This is a genomic window from Nocardiopsis sp. SBT366 (assembly GCF_001083815.1).
Lineage (GTDB): Bacteria > Actinomycetota > Actinomycetes > Streptosporangiales > Streptosporangiaceae > Nocardiopsis > Nocardiopsis prasina.
In genome coordinates this window covers 1-17515 of sequence record NZ_LAVM01000105.1, presented here as the reverse complement: position 1 = coordinate 17515, position 17515 = coordinate 1, and the positions used below count along the sequence as shown (strand labels likewise).

The window sequence follows — 17515 nt, the reverse complement described above, 5'->3', positions numbered from 1 at the left end:
GCCCCCGTCCGACGGTTGGGACTCCCCCGTCGCGTCCCCGGCATCCAAGGACGAGTGGGACGCTCCCTCGGAGCCCCGGTCCTCCTCGGAGAGCTGGACCGGCTCGGCCGAGCCGCAGGAGCCGTGGGGCACCCCCGTCGCCCCGCGGGCCTCTGAGGGCTGGGGTTCGACCCCGGAGCCGCAGGGCACACGCGAGGAGTGGAACACCCCCTCGGGACCGCAGGCCCCAGCCGACAGCTGGGGTTCCCCTTCGCAGGCCTCCACCGAGGGCTGGGGTTCCGCCTCGGAGCCGCAGTCCACACAGCACGGCTGGAACGACCCCTCCGGCCCGCAGGCACCGGCCGACAGCTGGGGTACTCCGGTCACGCCGCGGGCCCCTGAGGGCTGGGGTTCGACCCCGGAGCCGCAGGCCACACGCGAGGAGTGGAACGACCCCTCGGGACCGCAGGCCCCAGCCGACAGCTGGGGTTCCCCTTCGCAGACCTCCACCGAGGGCTGGGGTTCCACCTCGGAGCCGCACTCCCCGCAGTACGGCTGGAACGACCCCTCGGGCGCGCAGACCTCCTCGGAGAGCTGGGGCACGCCCGGCCCGCCTCCGGGTTCGCAGGCAGGCCCGCCCGCCCACGGAGAGGAGCCCTACGAACCGTGGGGCACCCCGGTGGCGCCCAGTCCGCAGGACACCCCCGGGCACGCACCCGAGAAGAACGGGTGGGCCCAGACGGCCCAGGGGCACGAGAGTGTCGGGGCCGCCCACGAGGCCTGGGAGACCCCGTACGCGGGTCAGCCCGCCTACCAGGGCGACACCCCCTATCCGGGTTCCGGCCCGGAGCAGCCCGCCGGGCGCGAGGGCCAGGAGCGGGACGGCCGGGCAGAGAGCTACGAGTACCTCTACGGCGGAGCCGGGGGACCGGACGGTTCCGGTGGCCCCGAGGGGCCGAGGGGTCCCGGTGGTCCGGACGACTACGACGGTTACGACGACTACGACCCGGGTCCACCGCCCCGGAAGTCCCGGCGCGGGCTCGTCATCGGTGTGGTGGCGACCGTGGTCGTCCTGGCCCTGGTCGGCGCGGGCGCCGGTTGGTACGTGTACACGCTCCCCCAGCCCGAGGAGGCCACGACCGAGTTCGAGGCCGCTTGGGAGGAGCAGGACTTCACCCGTCTGGCAGCCGTCACCACCGGCGACGACGCCGAGGCGATCCTCGGCGGGATCGACTCCGGTCTGGGGGTGGACGGTGTCGACGTCGAGGTCGGCTCCCCCACCACGGACGGCGGCACCGGCAGCGCCCCCTACGAGGTGACGCTCTCGCTGACCAACGCCAGTGACTTCGGTTGGGAGGGCGAGCTCCCGCTGTTGCGCGAGGACGGCGAGTGGCTGGTCGAGTTCTCCCCCGAGGTCGCCTACCCCGGGCTGGGTGAGGGCCAGACCCTGACCCGCACTGCGGTGTGGGGCGAGCGCGGCCAGGTCCTGGCCGCCGACGGCACCCGTCTGGACGCCCCGGACGTCTCCGGTTCGATCCAGATGATCGTGGGCGAACTGGGCGAGGCCGACGAGGAGGACGTCGAGCGGCTGGGTCCGGCCTACAAGGTCGGCGACACCGTCGGTAAGACCGGCCTCCAGCGCACCTACGAGGAGCGGCTGGCCGGTGAGGCCGCCGCGACCATCGTGATGGTGGACGCCGCCGAGATCGAGGACGGCCAGGCTCCGGAGGTCACCGAGGAGAACACCGTCGCGTCCCTGGACGGCTCCGACGGCGAGTCCGTCACCACCAGTTTCGACATGGGCATCCAGAGCGCGGCCGCCAACGCGATCATCGACGCGGACGACCCCGCCGGTCTGGTGGCGGTCCGTCCCTCCAGCGGTGAGATCCTGGCGGCGGTGAACGTGCCCGGCGGTTTCAACCGGGCCTTCGAGGGGCAGTACCCGCCGGGTTCGTCCTTCAAGATCGTCACCTACAGCGCGCTCCTGGACAACGGTCTGTCGGTGGACGCCTCCATGGACTGCCCGGAGGAGTACGAGCTGGGCGGGTGGCCGTTCCGCAACGCGGGCGGCGCCGAGTACGGGCAGCAGTCGGTGACGGAGGCCTTCGCGACCTCCTGCAACACCGCTCTGGTGCACGAGATCGGCCAGATCCTGAACCCGGAGACCCTCCAGGCCAGTGCCGAGCAGTTCGGGATGAACGCGCCGCTGGACATCGGTGTGAGCACCCAGGAGCCGAGCTTCCCGGCCGTGGACAGCACCACCATGATGGGCGCCCAGGGCATCGGCCAGGGTCAGATCCTCACCTCGCCGCTGCACATGGCCACGGTGCCCGCCGCCGTCGCGGACGGTGCGTGGCGGCAGCCGGTGCTGGTCACCGAGCCCGCCCGGGACGACCTGCGCGATCCGCAGACCATCGGCAACGCCGAGGCCCTGCGCCCGATGATGCGCGAGGTGATCACGGACGGCACGGCCAAGGACGCCGGCTTCCAGGGTGAGGTGTTCGGCAAGACCGGCTCCGCCGAGTTCGGGACCGCTGAGGAAGCCGACGAGGACGACGAACTGCCCACCCACGCGTGGATGGTCGGTTACAAGGGTGACGTGGCCTTCGCCCTCGTGGTGGACGGCGGAGGCGGCGGTGGGTCGGTCGCCGGTCCGCTGGCCGCCAAGTTCACCAACGCCCTCTAGGCGTAAGCAGGAAGAGAGGCCCCGTCCGGTTCGCTCCGGGCGGGGCCTCTCGCATGGACGTAGTGCGACAAGCCATCCGAGGCCACGTTCATACGCCTATGCCCGACACTCGCGATAAAAGACGTCCATATTTCGATCAACACCGGAAGCCAACCTATTCCAGGAATTGCACGAACTCTCCCGGAAGAAATTTCGGGGAGGATCTTTACCCGAGCCGAGTAAACGGAACTCGAACCTCGCGCGTAGCGCACCTCGCACACGGGCCGGGACTGGCACATATTTCCGACATAGCCGCCCCGGACATTGGGCATACCCACCAGCATCCCCCAGCAGAGCGCGGATCCGAAGCACGGAAACGCCGTTCTTCTGCAATCTTCCAGCCACGGAGACCACTTTTTTGTTTAAGAAATGACGGAGAATTCGGCGATTGATCGACCGACCCAGCGGACATCTAAACTGCGGGAGCCGGACACCAGCTTCCCGGAACGAAACAAGAGCGACCGGACCGGAGTCCAACCAAAGGGGCGGATTCCCGGACCGATCGCACTGAGAGGAAATCAGACGATGAACCGCAAGACCGTGACCCGTATCGCCTTCGCCGCCGTCATCGCCCCCGCCCTCGCCTTCGGAGCTCCTGCGGTGGCCATGGCCGACACCTTCTACGGTGCCGGTGGCAGCTACGCCGGCCCCAAGGGCGCCGGCCAGGGCGGCGTCTTCTCCGCCGTCAAGTCGGGTCACGGCCACGGCCACGACCACGACAAGAAGGGCCCCAGCACCATCTACATCAAGGGCTTCGAGACCGCTGGCCCGTGGGGCGCCGCCCAGGGTGGCGTCATCAGCGGCACCAACTAGCCGACGAGGCGGTGTTCGACGGGCGGTGACCGTCACGGCCGGAGCCCGGGGGGCGCCGGGTGACGCGCCGGGGTGAGTGCCCGCCGAACACACCCCAGCAGTGTCGAGGGGCCGACGCGCGGAGCGTCGGCCCCTCTCCGGTACTCAGACGAAGGACAGCACCATGGCTCATTCACGTCGCATGATCACCACAGCGGTCCTGGCGCTGGGGTTCGCCCTGGGCACACCCGCGCTCGCCGCCGCTGACGCGTTCTTCCACAGCGAGGACTCCTGGGCCGGGCCCGGGGGCGCCTCACACACCGTGACGCACAGCGTCGCCAGGGACGACGGTTCCGTCTACTTCGTGACGGTCACCATCACGGCGGGGCCCGACGGGGCGACGGTGTCCCATGTGCGCAGCGCGGCTCGCTGAGCGCGGCAACGACACACGACGGCCGGTGGCCCCTCCGGGGGTCGCCGGCCGTCGTCGTCCTCCCTCTGCATCGAACCCCGCGGGGCACGAGTGGTCAGTCGGCGGGCGCGGGCACTCGGTCCACTGTGCCGCCCTCCGGTGCCGGATCGACGCCCTGTGAGGTCTCGGCGGGGCGTGGTGTGTCCGGCTGCGGTGCGCTCGGAGTGAGCACGAACAGCAGGACCAGCAGCCCGGCGGTGACCGCGGCGATCAGCCCGCAGGCGACCCAGGGCCTCCAACTTCGCAACCCGGGGTCGATGGGGGCGTCGGGATCATCGCTCCCGAACGCCTCCAGGCGTCCGGCCAACGCCGGAGCCTCCTCGCTGAGTTGTCGCTCTATTTCCGCGAGGATGCGTCGTTCGTGCTCTCGCAGGGACATGAAACCCTCCTCGGCCATGAGGGAAGGACTTTCGTCACCGGATGTCCTAGAGTCTCCCCCGGGTGGCGTCCGGATATCCAAGGCTCCACGGTAATTCCGTACCGGTTTTTCACTGTTGAGTACCAATGGGATGGTTTGTTTCATGATGTGAGAACCGCGTTTCGCGCCCGGGCGGGCGGGGTGTGCCGCCACGGGACCCCACGGGGCCGCCACCAGGCGGGCGACCGCTCAGCCCGGGTAGCACTCCACCTCGGCGGCCTTGACTCCCGCCCAGACCGTGTCGCCCCGTGACAGCTCCAGCTCGGCCAGGGCGGCGGGAGTGATGTCCGCCGCCAGGGAAAGCGGTCCCGCCAGGTGCACGCGGACCTGGTCGCCGAAGCGTTCGATCCCCTCCACCGTCAGTCGCCACACGTTGCGGGTACTGCCGTGCGGGTGCTCCGGGTACAGGGCCACGGCACGCGGTGGGAAGGCCACCAGGGCGGGACCCTCCTGCGGTTCGCGCGGTGTCACCCGCGCCGTCTCGTCCGAGCCGTCCTTCCCCGGGGCGCTGTCCAGGGCCACCGTCTCCCCCTCGCCCCGTCCCCGGAAGAGGTTGAGCCCCACCAGGCGCGCCACGTAGGAGGTGCGCGGTCGCCGGGCCACCTCGGCGGGTGCGCCGCGCTGCACGACGCGGCCGGACTCGACCACCGCGATGCGGTCGGCCAGCACCATGGCGTCCAGCGGGTCGTGGGTGACCAGCACGGTCACACCGTCGAAGTCCTCGAGCAGGTGGCGCAGGCGCGCCCGGACGTCGATCCGGGTGCTGGCGTCCAGCGCCGCCATCGGTTCGTCCAGCAGGAGCAGGCGCGGACGAACCGCGAGGGCCCGGGCCAGCGCCACCCGCTGTGCCTGGCCCCCGGACAGCTGCCGGGGCCGCGAGTGGGCGTGGGCCGTCAGGTCCATGTGGTCGAGCAGTTCGGCGGCGCGTGAGCGTGCCTCCGCCCTGCTGGCGCCCTGGCAGCGCGGCCCGAAGGCGACGTTGTCCAGGGCACTCAGGTGCTCGAAGAGCAGGTAGTCCTGGAAGACCATGCCGATGGGCCGGTGCTCGACGGCGGTGGTGGTCTCGTCGGCGCCGTCCACTCGCACGTGGCCGCCGGTGAGCGGTACCAGCCCGGCCAGGGCCCGCAGGGCGGACGACTTGCCCGCCCCGTTGGGGCCCAGCAGGGCGATGATCTCCCCCGGCTGAGCGCTCAGGGCGACGTCCAGGGTGAAGTCGCCCCGCGTCAGGCGCAGCTCGGCGTCGAGTCCGGCGGTGGGGGCTGGGGCGGTGGGCCTCACGAGGCGTTCACCCACCTTTCGCGCAGGGTGGCCAGGACCACCAGGGACACCAGGAGAAGGACCAGGCTGAGCACGATGGCGGCCTCGGGGTCGCGTTGCATGGCCATGTACACGGCCAGCGGCATGGTCTGGGTGGTGCCGGGGAAGTTCCCGGCGAAGGTGATGGTCGCGCCGAACTCGCCGAGGGCGCGCGCCCAGCAGAGCACAGCACCCGCGCCGATGCCGGGCAGCACCATCGGCAGGGTCACACGGGTGAAGACGGTGACGCGGTTGGCGCCCAGGGTGGCGGCGGCCTCCTCGTAGCGCCGGTCCGCGCCGCGCAGCGCCCCCTCCACGCTGATCACGAGGAAGGGCATGGCCACGAACACCTGGGCGATGACCACTGCGGCGGGGGTGAAGGGCAGGGTGAGCCCGAACCAGGCGTCCAGGTACTGGCCCACCAGACCGTTGCGGCCCAGGACCAGCAGCAGGGCCACGCCGCCCACCACGGGCGGGATCACCAACGGCACGGTGACCAGGGCCCGGACGAGCCGGCGTCCGGGAAATTCGGTGCGGGCCAGCAGCCATGCCAGGGGGACGCCGAGCAGGAGCGAGACCACGGTGGCCACAGTGGCGGTGGACAGCGAGAGCCACAGGGCGGCGAGCACGGCGGGGTCGGTGACGCGGGCGCCCATGGTCGACCAGGGCGCGCGGACGAGCATCCCGGCGAAGGGCAGGACGAGGAAGAGCACACCCGCGACGGCCGGAACGACCAGGATCCAGGGCACGCGCCCGGACCGGGGGCGCCGGACCCGGCCGCGTGGCACGGGTGTACGCGGTCGGGACGTGGAGTGGTCGGGGGTCCGCGCGGTCACGGTGTACCGAACCCCGCGTCCCTGAGGACCGCGGCGCCCTCGGCTGAGGTGACCGCCTCGATCCACGCGGAGGCGAGGGCGGAGTCGGCGGAGTTCGCCAGCACGCCGATCGGGTAGTCGTTCACGGCCTCCTCGGCCTCGGGGAACTCAAGCCCCCCGACCCGGCCCTCGGCGGAGATGACGTCCGTGGAGTAGACCAGGCCCGCGTCCACCTCACCCAGTTCGACCTTGGTGAGGACGGCGCGGACGTCCTCCTCGTAGGTGACCGGGGTGATCTCCAGGCCGGAGGCGTCCACGGCGGTCGTGGTGGCGGCCCCGCAGGGCACCTCCTCGGCGCAGAAGGCCGCCTGTACGCCGTCGTCGGCGAGGTCGGACAGGTCCTCGATCCCGGCGGGGTTGTCCGGCGGCACCGCGATGCGCAGGGTGTTGGTGACGAAGACGAGGCCATCCTCACCGTGTTCGCCCGCCCAGTCGGCGTCCAGGCCCTCCCCCTCCACCACCTGTTCCATGGTGGCGGTGTTGGCGGCGGCGAACACGTCGGCGGGCGCCCCGGAGTTGATCTGCTGGGCCAGCTCGCTGCTGCCGGCGAAGTTGAAGGTGACCTCGACGTCGGGGTGGCGTTCCCGGAAGTCCTCGGCGATCTCGGCGAAGACGTCGGTGAGGGAGGCCGCGGCGAAGACGGTGAGTTCACCGGAGAGCGCGTCCCCGGAGGTTTCGTCGCCGGGGCCGGTCTCCTCGGCTGCACAGGCGGTCAGCGCGACGCTGAGGGCCGCGACGGCGGCGAGCCCGGTGACCGGCCGGTGGCCGCGACGCACGGCTCGTCGGGGGGAACTGTCACGCATGTCGTTCTCCGGTGGTCTCGATGATGACGTTGGTGGACTTCACGACGGCCGTGGCCACGGCCCCGACCTCCAGGCCGAGCTCGTCGGCGGCCTCACGGCTCATCAGGGAGACCACCCGGTGCGGTCCGGCCTGGATCTCGACGCTGGCCATGACCCTGTCTCGGATCACGTGGGTGACCAGGCCGTGGAAGCGGTTGCGCGCGGAGGAGACGCGGCGGGCAGGGTCCTCGTCGGCCCCGGCCCGCATGAACGCGGCGAGTTCGGCCCCGTCCAGGTGGCGGCGCCCGGAGGGGTCGCGGGTGGCGACCAGTCGGCCGGAGTCGACCCATCGGCGCACGGTGTCGGCGCTGACACCGAGCAGGTCGGCGGCCTCGCTGATCTGGAAGGTCGGCATGGCAGTAACCTACTACTCGCACTTACGAGGATTTCACGGACTTCAGGCTGGCAAATCATAGCTTTGGACCGTGGATTCTGGCGAATGTGCCGGGTGGGGCACGAGTGGGTGGGGTGCGCGGCTGAGGGTCGAGGCCCCGCCGGACACAGAACGGGCCCGCCCCCGTGTGGGGAGCGGGCCCGTCGGTCCTGCCGGGTCGGTCGTCAGCCGCGCGGGTCGGCGATCTCGCTGACCGGCCCCTCGGCCCGGTAGTCGTCCAGTGCGGTGACCACGTATCCGGCGCCGTCGTCCAGCGGCTCGGTGTCGGTCAGGCCGGGCTCACCGGTCATGCCGACCAGGTTCTCCGGGGCGAGCGCGGCGCAGTAGGCCTCGTCGTCACCGGACTCCAGGGCCTGGGCGGCGTCGGCGGGCAGACGGTAGACCGCGTAGAAGCGGGCGTCCTCGATGGCCTGCCACTCCACCTCCACCTCGTCATCGCCGCCCTCGGCGGTGACACCGGTGGGCGCGCCGACCCGGGGGCCGTCGCCCTCGGGCGAGTCGATCACCGGGGGCAGCGCGGGCTGGGCGTAATGGGACTCCTTCAGGTGGTCCACGGCGTCCGGGTTGTCGCGCATGCTCTTGATGGAGAAGTAGATGTCGCCGGAGACCTGGTCGAGCTCACCCGAGTAGTCGAGCTGGGTGCTCAGCGCGTCGTCGCCGGTCCAGCCGCTCTCCCCCAGACGGTAGGCGCCCTGGCCCACGTACAGGTCCACGTCGGTGCCCTCGACCTCGTCGGCCCACCAGTCGGTCATGGCCTCGTAGTCGGCGGTGGAGAAACCCCGCTCCCAGTACAGCTGGGGAGCGACGTAGTCCACGGTCCCCTCCTGGATCCAGGTGCGGGTGTCCGCGTACTGCGCGTCGTAGGACTGCAGGCCCGAGCTGGGCGAACCGGAGGAGTCCGTGCTGTCGTTGCGCCAGATGCCGAACGGGGAGACGCCGAAGCTCACCCACGGCTTGGTCTCCTGGATCTGGCCGTGCACGTCACGCATGAGCTGGTCGACGTTGTCCCGCCGCCAGTCGCCACGGTCGTCGAAGTCGCCGCCGTGCTCCTCCCAGGTGGCGTCGTCGTCGAAGGTCGCGCCGTCCTGCGGGTACGGGTAGAAGAAGTCGTCGAAGTGCATGCCGTCGACGTCGTAGCGCTCGACGACGTCCATGATGACGGAGGTGACCCACTCACGGACCTCGGGGTTGCCCGGGTCCACGTAGGCCTCCTTGCCGAAGTCCACCAGCCAGTCGGGATTCTGCTTGACGGGGTGGTCGTCGGTGAGGTTCTCGATATCGGGGTCCTGGAGGCCGACCCGGTACGGGTTGAACCAGGCGTGCATCTCCAGGCCGCGCTTGTGCGCCTCCTCCACCGCGTACTCGAGCGGGTCGTAGCCGGGGTCCCCGCCCTGCTCGCCGGTGAGGTAACGGGCCCAGGGTTCGAGGTCGGAGTCGTACACGGCGTCGGCGGTGGGCCGGGCGTGCAGGAACACGGCGTTGAGGCCCATGTCGACGGACTCGTCGAGCCACTCGTCGAGTTCGGCCTTCTGCTCGTCGGCGGACAGACCCGGTTCCGAGGGCCAGTCGATGTTGCGGACCGTGGTGAGCCAGGCGCCGCGCATCTCGCGCTTGTCGCCGTCGGTCCCGCACTGGGCGGGGGCGGCGATGCCCTCACCGCCGGGAACGGCGGCCTCGGCCCCCGTCTCCGGGGCGCCGTCCTTCGCGGAGCAACCGGCCAGCAGTACCGTGGCCGCCGCAGCGGCCGCCGCCCACCGGGCTCCGGCGCGCGGAGTACTCACGTTCCGTGCGTTCGAACGCATCAACAACAGATCTCCTTCGGGAGGTCCGCGCGCCGCCGTCCCCTTGGCGCCACGCCGCGAACCAGAGTAGAGCAAGATGTCAATTTTCGGACACGATTCGGGCAAGGTGTGGATAACGTCGCACAGGGTGCTCTACGGGAATCTTTTGCCAGGTCAACGAAGCACCGCCCCAGAAGCGCCTCCGGCTCGTCACACCCCCGTTCGGGCAAAGTTCGCCTCCGGAGCCGGGCCCGCGCCCAGGTGCGACCCCGGCGCGAATCGCCCCGACGGGGCCGACCCGGGACACAACGTCCCAGGCCAGGTCCTAGAATCGAGTCCCGTGAACGCCGTGCCGCACCCCCAGGATCCGAGCCACCCGAACAGCGATGCCAGGAAGCTGTTCGTCCGTACCGTCGCCCTGCGTGACCGCGTCGGCAGCAGTCTGGTGCGGCGCCTTCCCGCCGGGGTCCCGCTCGCCTGGTTGACCGGAGACGACGGCGTCGTGGGCTGGGGCGAGGCGGCCCGGATGGAGTGCGCGCCGCTGCCGGAGGGCACAGAGCCCACCGACACCACCCGGTTCGACGAGGCGGCGCGCTGGTTCGACGCCCTGTTGGAGCACGCCGAGGTCGAGGACGAGGTCGACCTGCCCGGCACGGGGCTGGTCACCTTCGGCACGTTCACGTTCGCCCCCACCTCGGCCGGTTCGACGCTGATCGTGCCGCGTGTGGTGGTGGGCCGACGCGAGGGCCGCACCTGGTTGACCACCGTCACCGACGAGCCCGGCGCCCACCCCGAGGAACTGCTGCGCCCCGGCTCCGCGCCACGACCGGTCGGACCGGTGCGGTGGCGCCCGGGGTCCCTGACCCGCGAGGAGTGGATGGGCGCGGTGGCCGGAACGGTCGAGCGCATCCGCGCCGGTGAACTGGAGAAGGCCGTGCTGGCCCGGGACTCCTTCGCCGACGCCGACGCCCCCGTCGACGTCCGGGTGCTGTTGGAGAGGCTGCGCACCCGCTTCCCCGCCTGCTTCACCTTCTCCGTGGGCGGCATGGTCGGCGCGACCCCCGAACTCCTGCTGCGCCGCGAGGGCGACCAGCTCACCTCGTTGGTCCTGGCCGGAACCCGCCCCCGTGGCGAGGACCCCGAGTCCGACCAGCTCCTGGGGCAGCAGATGCTGGCCTCCGCCAAGGACATCGAGGAGCACGGACTGGCCGTGGACTCGCTGCGCGACGCTCTGGAGCCCCTCGCCGAGGAACTGGTGGTGCCCGCCTGGCCGCACCTGCTCAAGCTCGCCAACGTGCAGCACCTGGCCACCCGGGCGCACGCCCGCCTCTCCGCCGGGGTGTCCGCCCTGGACGCGGTGGCGGCCCTGCACCCCACGGCCGCCGTGGGCGGCACCCCCACCGCGACGGCGATGCGCCTCATCGCCGAGGTGGAGGGCATGGACCGGGGCGGGTACGCCGGCCCGGTGGGCTGGCTGGACGGCGCGGGCAACTCCGAGTGGGGCATCGCGCTGCGCTGCGCCCACGTGGACGGCGCCCACGCACGCCTGTACGCGGGCGGCGGGATCGTGGCGGGTTCGGACCCGGTGTCGGAGGTGGCCGAGGCCGAGTCGAAGTTCCGCGTGATGCGCGAGGCCCTCACCGACCCCGAGGGCTGAGGCCCCGGGGGCCCGAGGGCGGTCGCCGAAGGCCCGGAGGCCGTTCCCGGGCGCTGACCGAGCGCCGCTCCCACTGGGCGTGTTCACGGCGTTCAGGGAGCGCGGACCGCGGTTCACACACACGAAACGCGGTTACGGCAGGATCACGGCATGAACGTCGAACTGGTCCCCTGGGACGACCCCGACGCCGCGGAGCTGCGCGCGTGTCAGCGGCGGGAGATCGCCGAACGCTACGGGACCCCGGACTCCGAGCCGGGTACCCCGCCCTCCGCCGACGACATCGCCGTGTTCGCCGTGGTGCGCGACCACGAGGGCACCGCCGTGGGCTGCGGCGGACTGAGGGACCTGGGAGAGGGGTTCGGCGAGGTCAAACGCATGTTCGTGCTGCCGGAGAACCGGGGTTCGGGCGCCGCCTCCACCCTCCTCCACGCTCTGGAGGACTGGGCTCGCGAACGGGGCTGGCAGTGCCTGCGCCTGGAGACCGGTGAGCGCCAGCCGGACGCCGTGCGCTTCTACACGAAGGCGGGCTACGGTCCCGCTCCGGCCTTCGGTGGGTACGTGGACGCGCCCGGGGCGCTCTGTTTCGAGCGGGTCCTGTGACACGGCCGCCAGTGAGGCGGAAACCGGCCCCGGTTCCTCCCCCACGACGGAGGGAACCGGGGCCGGTGGTTGCGGTCCGGAGCGTCACGGCCCCGGGTAGTGGTCAGCTGCCGATGTCGCGTCCGCCCTTGTGCCAGGCGCACACCACGGACGGGCGCGGGAAGTCCCCGTCCGGCCAGAGGCTGGTCGGCTGCTCGACCGTGCCGTTCTCGCGCGGGTGCTGGGGGGCGAGGAAGACGGTCTTCTGGTCGTCGGTGATCAGCGGACCGCAGGCCTCGGCCTCGACCGGGACGGTGGCGAAGGTGCGCAGCTCGCCACGGAAGCGGCCCTCGACCGGGACCACGTGCAGGGCGTCGTTGATGCCCAGGCTGCCCGGCTGGCCGTCGGTGGAGATCCACAGGTTGCCGTGCTTGTCGAAGGCCACGTTGTCGGGCGCGGAGATCGGCATCACCTTGGACTTGTCGTACCCGGCGAAGTAGGTGGACTCGTCCTCGGGGTCACCGCAGACGATCGGCACGACCCAGGTGAAGGTGGTGGACGCGGAGTCCGAACCGTCCTCGATGATCTCCAGGATGTGCCCGAACTTGTTGGGGCCGCGCGGATTGGGCTCGTCGGCCTGGCCGGGCTCGCGTGCGCTGTTGTTGGTCAGCGCGCAGTAGACCTTGCCGGTCACCGGGCTGGGCTCGAAGTCCTCGGGACGGTCCATCTTGGTGGGGCCGACCCTGTCGGCGGCCAGGCGGGTGTGGATCAGCACCTCCGCAACGGTGAAGCCCTCGACGAAGCTCTCGGTGTCGGTGCACAGCGCAATCCACTCGCCGGTGCCGTCGAACTCACCGTCCGAGGGCAGCGCGCCGGTGCCGTCGATCTCCTCGGCGGGGCTGTTGCCCTCCAGGCGTGCCACGTAGAGCGTGCCGGAGTCGAGCAGCGTCATGTTGTGCCTGCGGGAACCCTCGACGTACCACTTGGCGCTGACGAACTTGTAGATGTAGTCGAAGCGCTCGTCGTCACCCATGTACGCGGCGACACGGCCGTCCTCGGTGAGGTTGACGTTGGCGCCCTCGTGCTTGAAGCGGCCCAGCATGGTGCGCTTGGCGGGGGTGGAGTCGGGGTCGTGCGGGTCGATCTCCACGATGTAGCCGAAGCGGTGCGCCTCGTTGGGGTGCCTGCCCAGGTCGAAGCGCTCGTCCACGCGGTCCCACCGGCGACCGTCACGGCCGGTGGAGAAGCCGTAGCGGGCGTAGGGCTCGGTGTCGGGGGCGGCGACGAAGTACTGGTTGTAGTTCTCCTCGCCGCTGAGGATGGTGCCCCAGGGTGTCGTGCCGCCCGCACAGTTGTTGAGCATGCCCAGGACCCGTGTGCCCTCGGGATCGGCCTCGGTGCGCAGCAGCTCGTCCCCGGCGGCGGGGCCGGTGAGCCGGAACTCCGTGTCGAGGGTGACGCGCCGGTTGAAGGGGCGTTCGCCGTCGGCGAGCACCCACTGGCCGGTGTCGTCCACCCGGTCCAGCTCCACCACGGATCCGCCGTGTGCGGCCATCGCCACGCGGATCCACTCGGGGTCGGCGTCCGCGCCGTCGGAGTACCCGCGAAACATCAGTTCCTCGTTGGTGTACTCGTGGTTGACCCACAGCAGGCCGCTGTCGTCGCCCAGCGGCAGGAAGCCGACGTAGTCGCAGTTGTAGCCGAACTGCCGGGCCTGCGCCTCGGCGGTCTGGTTGTCGAAGTCGAACTCCGGGGCGTCGGGCAGCACCGGGTCGCCCCAGCGGACGATCACGTGGTGGTCGTAGCCCTCGGGGACGGTGACCGCGTCGCGGTTGTTGGGCTGGACGCTCCTGAAGGTGGGACGGGGCGAGGGGTGCGGGCGGTCGGGCCCTCTGTCCGCCGACGCGGGGCTCAGCGCCGCCAGGCCGAGGGCACCGGCCCCGGCGCCCACCGCGGCTCCCTTGAGCGCGGTGCGCCGCGAGAGCACGCCCTGGAAGATGTCACCGAAGTACGCGTTGTCGCTCCTGTTGGGAGCGGGGTGGAAGCAGGCGTTGCCGCACCGGTACTCGCAGGTCTTGGGGGATCGTCCTCCTCCGACTCCTAGCAGGGGCAGGAGGCGGCGGCGGGGCGCGGATGGGGTCACACGTTCTCCTCGGGGATCGTGATCGCTCACACGCCCCCGTGCGGCTGCGGGGTGCCACTCAGTGGCGCGCCAGCGATCGTGCAGGAGGTCCTGCCTGGTCGCTCACGACCTTGGCCGAGGTTTCACACGCCGTGGTGAAACCCGGGTGAACGCGCCGACAACTCCCCTGACACGGCCGGGGGCATCACTCTGCAAAGTCGTACGAACACGTTCCGTCGGACCTTTGTGGTGATCCTCGCCTACCCACTCGATCACGTCCAGAAGCCTCGCCCAGGTGGGAGTGTCCGCTTTTCCCCCGGCCCCTCCCTCAGGCGCGGAACCTCCTCGTGGCGGCGGTTCACCGCCCCGCGCGGCCCACGGGGACCACCAGCGGGCCGCCGGAGACGGGGTCCTCGGTGACCACGGCCTCCAGATCGAAGGCCTCGCGCAAAAGCTCCGGGGTGAGCACCTCGGCGGGCGTTCCGCTGGCCACCACCCTGCCGTCGCGCATGGTGATGATGGTGTCGGCGTAACGGGCGGCCAGGTTGAGGTCGTGCAGGACCATGACGATGGTGCGGCCACCCTGCCGGTGCAGGTCACGGACCAGATCCAGGACGTCGACCTGGTGGACCAGATCCAGGAAGGTCGTGGGTTCGTCCAACATCAGCAGGTCCGTGCCCTGGGCCAGGACCATCGAGATCCACGCGCGCTGGCGCTGGCCGCCGGACAGTTCCTGGAGCGGGGTGTCGGCCAGCTCCAGCAGGCCGGTCCGGTCCAGGGCGGCGGAGACTGCCTGGTGGTCGTCGCCCGACCACTGCCGGTACCACCGCTGGGACGGATGGCGACCCCGCGCGACCAGGTCGGCGACGGTGAGGCCGTCGGGGGCTGTCGGCTGCTGTGGGAGGACCCCCAGTACCTGGGCGACCTCCCGTGTGGGCACCCGGTGGATGTCGCGGCCGTCGAGCTCCACCACACCGGAGCGCGGGCGCATGAGGCGGCCCAGGGCGCGCAGCATGGTGGACTTCCCGCAGCCGTTGGGGCCGATCACACAGGTGACGGTGCCCTCGACGATGTCGGCGTCCAGGCCGTCCACGATGGTGCGTTCGTCGTAGGCCAGGGTGAGGCCGCGCGCGCTCAGCCGGGTCCGGGGCGTGTTCGTGTCGGCCGGGACGGGCAGGAGCGGGCCCGGGTGGGTCTGTTCGGTGGTCACGCCTGGACCTTTCGGTTGCCGCGGACGAGCAGGTACACGAGGTAGAGGGCGCCCAGACAGCCGGTGACGATGCCGACCGGGAGCTGGACGGTGCCGAAGAGGTTGCGGGCGAGGAGGTCGGCGGCGGCCACCAGAGCGGCCCCGACCAGGGCGGAGAGCAGCACCGGCGGCCGTGCGGCACGGCCGAGGCGCAGGGCGATCTGTGGGGCGGCCAGCGACACGAACAGGATCGGCCCGGCCGCGGAGGTGCCGAACGCGGCGAGGAGCACGGCCAGGACGAGCATGCCGGTGCGGGCGGTCTCCACGCGCACACCCAGACCTCGGGTGACGTCGTCGCCGAAGGACAGGGCGTCCAGGGTGCGAGCGCCCACCAGTGCCAGCGGCAGGAGGACGGCGAGGGCGAGCGCCACCGGCAGCGCGTGGGCCCAGGTGCGCATGGACAGGCTGCCCGCGATCCAGACCATGGCCCGGCCGCTGTCGTTGACCTCGCCGAGGGTGAGCATCCAGATGGTGACGTTCATCAGGACCGTGGACACGCCCACGCCCACCAGCAGGAGGCGGAAGCCGTCGATCCCGTTGCGCCAGGCGAGCCCGTAGCAGAGCGCCCCGGCGGCCAGTCCGCCGATCAGGGCGAGGGCGGGGACCCCGATCTGGGCGAGCGGACCGCTGACGATCCCGTAGCTTCCGCCGAAGGCCATCACCGCGACCACGCCCGCGCTGGCTCCGTGGGTGACGCCGAGCAGGTCGGGGCTGGCCAGGGGGTTGCGCATGATCGCCTGGGTGATGGCTCCGGCCGCCGCCAGCGCGGCGCCCGCGAGCAGGCCGACCACCACGCGCGGCATGCGCACCCGCCAGATGGTGAAGTACTCGTCGTAGCTGGTGCCCACGACGTTGGCCCACACCTGGGCGGGGGTGACGAACACGTCTCCGACGGACAGGTTGAGCCCGGTCAGGGCCAGGATCGCCAGGGCCGTGAGCGCTCCGACGGCGACCAGGCGGGGGCGGAGCGGGATCGCGACCGGGCCGAGGGTGATCGCACGCGCCCGGCGCGCCAGGGGGTCACGTGAGGGCGGGGGTTCGAGTGTGGCGGTCACAGGGCGAACAACCTCCGGCGGCGGACGACGTGGATGAAGAAGGGCGCGCCGACCAGCGCGAGGACCACCCCGACCTGGAGTTCGCCGGGCGGGGCGAGGAACCGGCCGAGGATGTCGGCTGCCAGGAGGAGGACGGCGCCCATGAGGGCCGAGTAGGGGATCAGCCATCGGTAGTCGGCCCCGACGATGCCCCGGGCCAGGTGCGGGACGATGAGCCCGACGAAGGCGATGGGCCCGCAGGCGGCGACGGTGATCCCGGTCAGGAGGGTGATGGCCACGAGGCCGACGAGTCGGGCCCGGCCGACCCGGAAGCCCAGGGCGCGGGCGGTGTCCTCGCCCAGGGCCAGGGCGTTGAGGGCGCGGGCGTTGGCCAGGGCCAGCACGGCGCCGAGGAGCACGACCGGGATCATCTGGGGGATGATCGACGGGTCCCGGCCGGAGAGGGAGCCGACCCGCCAGAACCGGAAGTTCTCCATGGTGGACTGGTCGAGCAGCACCAGTCCGGAGGCCACCGAGTAGGCCATCCAGCTGACGGCGGTGCCCGCGAGAGCCAGGGTCACGGGGGTCGGCCCGCGCCCGGGCACCGAGGCCACCGCGTAGACCAGGACCACGGCAGCGCCCGCCCCGGCGAAGGCGAACCAGGCCTGGGTGTGCAGGGCGGTGACGCCGAAGAAGTAGAGGCCCGCCACGACGGCGAGGGCCGCGCCGAAGGTGACGCCGAGGATGCTGGGGTCGCCCAGGGGGTTACGGGTGTGGCCCTGCATGAGCGCGCCGCCCAGGCCGAGGCTGATCCCGGCCAGGAGGCCGAGCACGGTGCGGGGCAGGCGGATCTCGTTGACGATCGTGTCGGCCTCGGGCCCCGCGCCTGTGGTCAGGGCCTGCCACACCGTGACCGGGTCCAGTGTGCGGGCGCCCACGAGCACGCTGGCGGCGAGGGCGAGGACCAGCAGCAGGGTGAGCAGCGCCAGCCCGCCCAGGCGGCGTGATCGACGGGCGGCGACGGCCGAGCGCGCCGGTTCCCGGGAGCGCGGTGGCCCGGCCGCCCCCTGGGTCGGGCCTGTGGTCTGGCTCACCGGGTCTCCCCTCACAGGAAAAGGCCAGGCAGACCTAAGTTAGGTTTGCCTGGCCACACTTGGATGATCTAAGTTTGCCACGGTTCACACCAGAGAGTCATCCCGTCCGACCGTTAGTCATGTTCTGGCAGCTCGTCGCGACCATCCCGACGGAGCGGCGCCGGAACCGCCCACACCCCTCCGGGAGCCCCCATCATGACCAACCC

At 71.5% G+C, this 17515-nt stretch carries 15 protein-coding genes; 5 read left to right on the top strand and 10 right to left on the bottom strand.

What is annotated here, in order from left to right; all coding sequences use genetic code 11:
- From ADX84_RS26830 to ADX84_RS22910, 3 genes are all read left to right on the top strand, one after another.
- The coding region (locus ADX84_RS26830) for a penicillin-binding transpeptidase domain-containing protein (protein ID WP_234004161.1) at nucleotides 1-2665 on the top strand (2665 nt) is incomplete at its 5' end.
- Between the two features lie 564 nt (nucleotides 2666-3229).
- Nucleotides 3230-3517 (top strand): hypothetical protein, encoded by a 288-nt coding sequence (locus ADX84_RS22915; RefSeq protein ID WP_049579007.1) that lies wholly within the window; start codon nucleotides 3230-3232, stop codon nucleotides 3515-3517.
- Between the two features lie 181 nt (nucleotides 3518-3698).
- Nucleotides 3699-3929, top strand: a complete 231-nt coding sequence (locus tag ADX84_RS22910) for a hypothetical protein (protein WP_049579004.1) — start codon at nucleotides 3699-3701, stop codon at nucleotides 3927-3929.
- Between the two features lie 94 nt (nucleotides 3930-4023).
- On the opposite strand, the gene ADX84_RS22905 is transcribed toward ADX84_RS22910, so the two are convergent.
- The 6 genes from ADX84_RS22905 to ADX84_RS22880 all read right to left on the bottom strand — a co-directional run bounded on the left by ADX84_RS22905 (nucleotide 4024) and on the right by ADX84_RS22880 (nucleotide 9595).
- Nucleotides 4024-4347, bottom strand: coding sequence for a DUF3040 domain-containing protein (locus ADX84_RS22905; protein WP_049579017.1), 324 nt, complete (start codon nucleotides 4345-4347; stop codon nucleotides 4024-4026).
- Nucleotides 4348-4575: 228 nt separating this feature from the next.
- Entirely contained in the window at nucleotides 4576-5664 is a 1089-nt protein-coding gene (locus ADX84_RS22900) for an ABC transporter ATP-binding protein (RefSeq protein ID WP_049579002.1), read from the bottom strand.
- Nucleotides 5661-6470: an ABC transporter permease gene (locus tag ADX84_RS22895; protein ID WP_049579014.1), complete on the bottom strand. Its 810-nt coding sequence runs from the start codon at nucleotides 6468-6470 to the stop codon at nucleotides 5661-5663. Before ADX84_RS22895 ends, ADX84_RS22900 begins: the two co-directional genes overlap by 4 nt.
- 44 nt (nucleotides 6471-6514) lie before the next feature.
- Nucleotides 6515-7360: a molybdate ABC transporter substrate-binding protein gene (gene modA, locus ADX84_RS22890; protein WP_053107328.1), complete on the bottom strand. Its 846-nt coding sequence runs from the start codon at nucleotides 7358-7360 to the stop codon at nucleotides 6515-6517.
- Entirely contained in the window at nucleotides 7353-7754 is a 402-nt protein-coding gene (locus tag ADX84_RS22885; protein ID WP_049579000.1) for a molybdopterin-binding protein, read from the bottom strand. The genes modA and ADX84_RS22885 overlap by 8 nt, the downstream gene beginning before the upstream one ends.
- 203 nt (nucleotides 7755-7957) lie before the next feature.
- A complete protein-coding gene (locus ADX84_RS22880; protein ID WP_049578998.1) occupies nucleotides 7958-9595 on the bottom strand; it encodes a glycoside hydrolase family 10 protein in 1638 nt (545 codons plus the stop codon).
- Between the two features lie 319 nt (nucleotides 9596-9914).
- On the opposite strand from ADX84_RS22880, the gene ADX84_RS22875 reads away from it, so the two are divergent.
- Together ADX84_RS22875 and ADX84_RS22870 are read left to right on the top strand one after the other, a co-directional pair.
- Nucleotides 9915-11231, top strand: coding sequence for an isochorismate synthase MenF (locus ADX84_RS22875; protein WP_049578996.1), 1317 nt, complete (start codon nucleotides 9915-9917; stop codon nucleotides 11229-11231).
- A gap of 150 nt (nucleotides 11232-11381) precedes the next feature.
- A complete protein-coding gene (locus ADX84_RS22870; protein ID WP_049578993.1) occupies nucleotides 11382-11831 on the top strand; it encodes a GNAT family N-acetyltransferase in 450 nt (149 codons plus the stop codon).
- Between the two features lie 103 nt (nucleotides 11832-11934).
- Here the strand turns inward: ADX84_RS22870 and ADX84_RS22865 are convergent, their stop codons facing one another.
- From ADX84_RS22865 to ADX84_RS22850, 4 genes are all read right to left on the bottom strand, one after another.
- Entirely contained in the window at nucleotides 11935-13953 is a 2019-nt protein-coding gene (locus ADX84_RS22865; protein ID WP_049578991.1) for a PhoX family phosphatase, read from the bottom strand.
- Nucleotides 13954-14290: 337 nt separating this feature from the next.
- Nucleotides 14291-15142 (bottom strand): ABC transporter ATP-binding protein, encoded by an 852-nt coding sequence (locus ADX84_RS22860; protein WP_199776674.1) that lies wholly within the window; start codon nucleotides 15140-15142, stop codon nucleotides 14291-14293.
- Nucleotides 15139-16236 carry an iron chelate uptake ABC transporter family permease subunit gene (locus tag ADX84_RS22855; protein WP_049578988.1) on the bottom strand — a complete coding sequence of 366 codons (1098 nt, stop codon included), beginning with the start codon at nucleotides 16234-16236 and terminating at the stop codon, nucleotides 15139-15141. The genes ADX84_RS22860 and ADX84_RS22855 overlap by 4 nt, the downstream gene beginning before the upstream one ends.
- Nucleotides 16233-17309, bottom strand: coding sequence for an iron ABC transporter permease (locus ADX84_RS22850; RefSeq protein WP_049578985.1), 1077 nt, complete (start codon nucleotides 17307-17309; stop codon nucleotides 16233-16235). Before ADX84_RS22850 ends, ADX84_RS22855 begins: the two co-directional genes overlap by 4 nt.
- Nucleotides 17310-17515 lie beyond the last annotated feature (206 nt).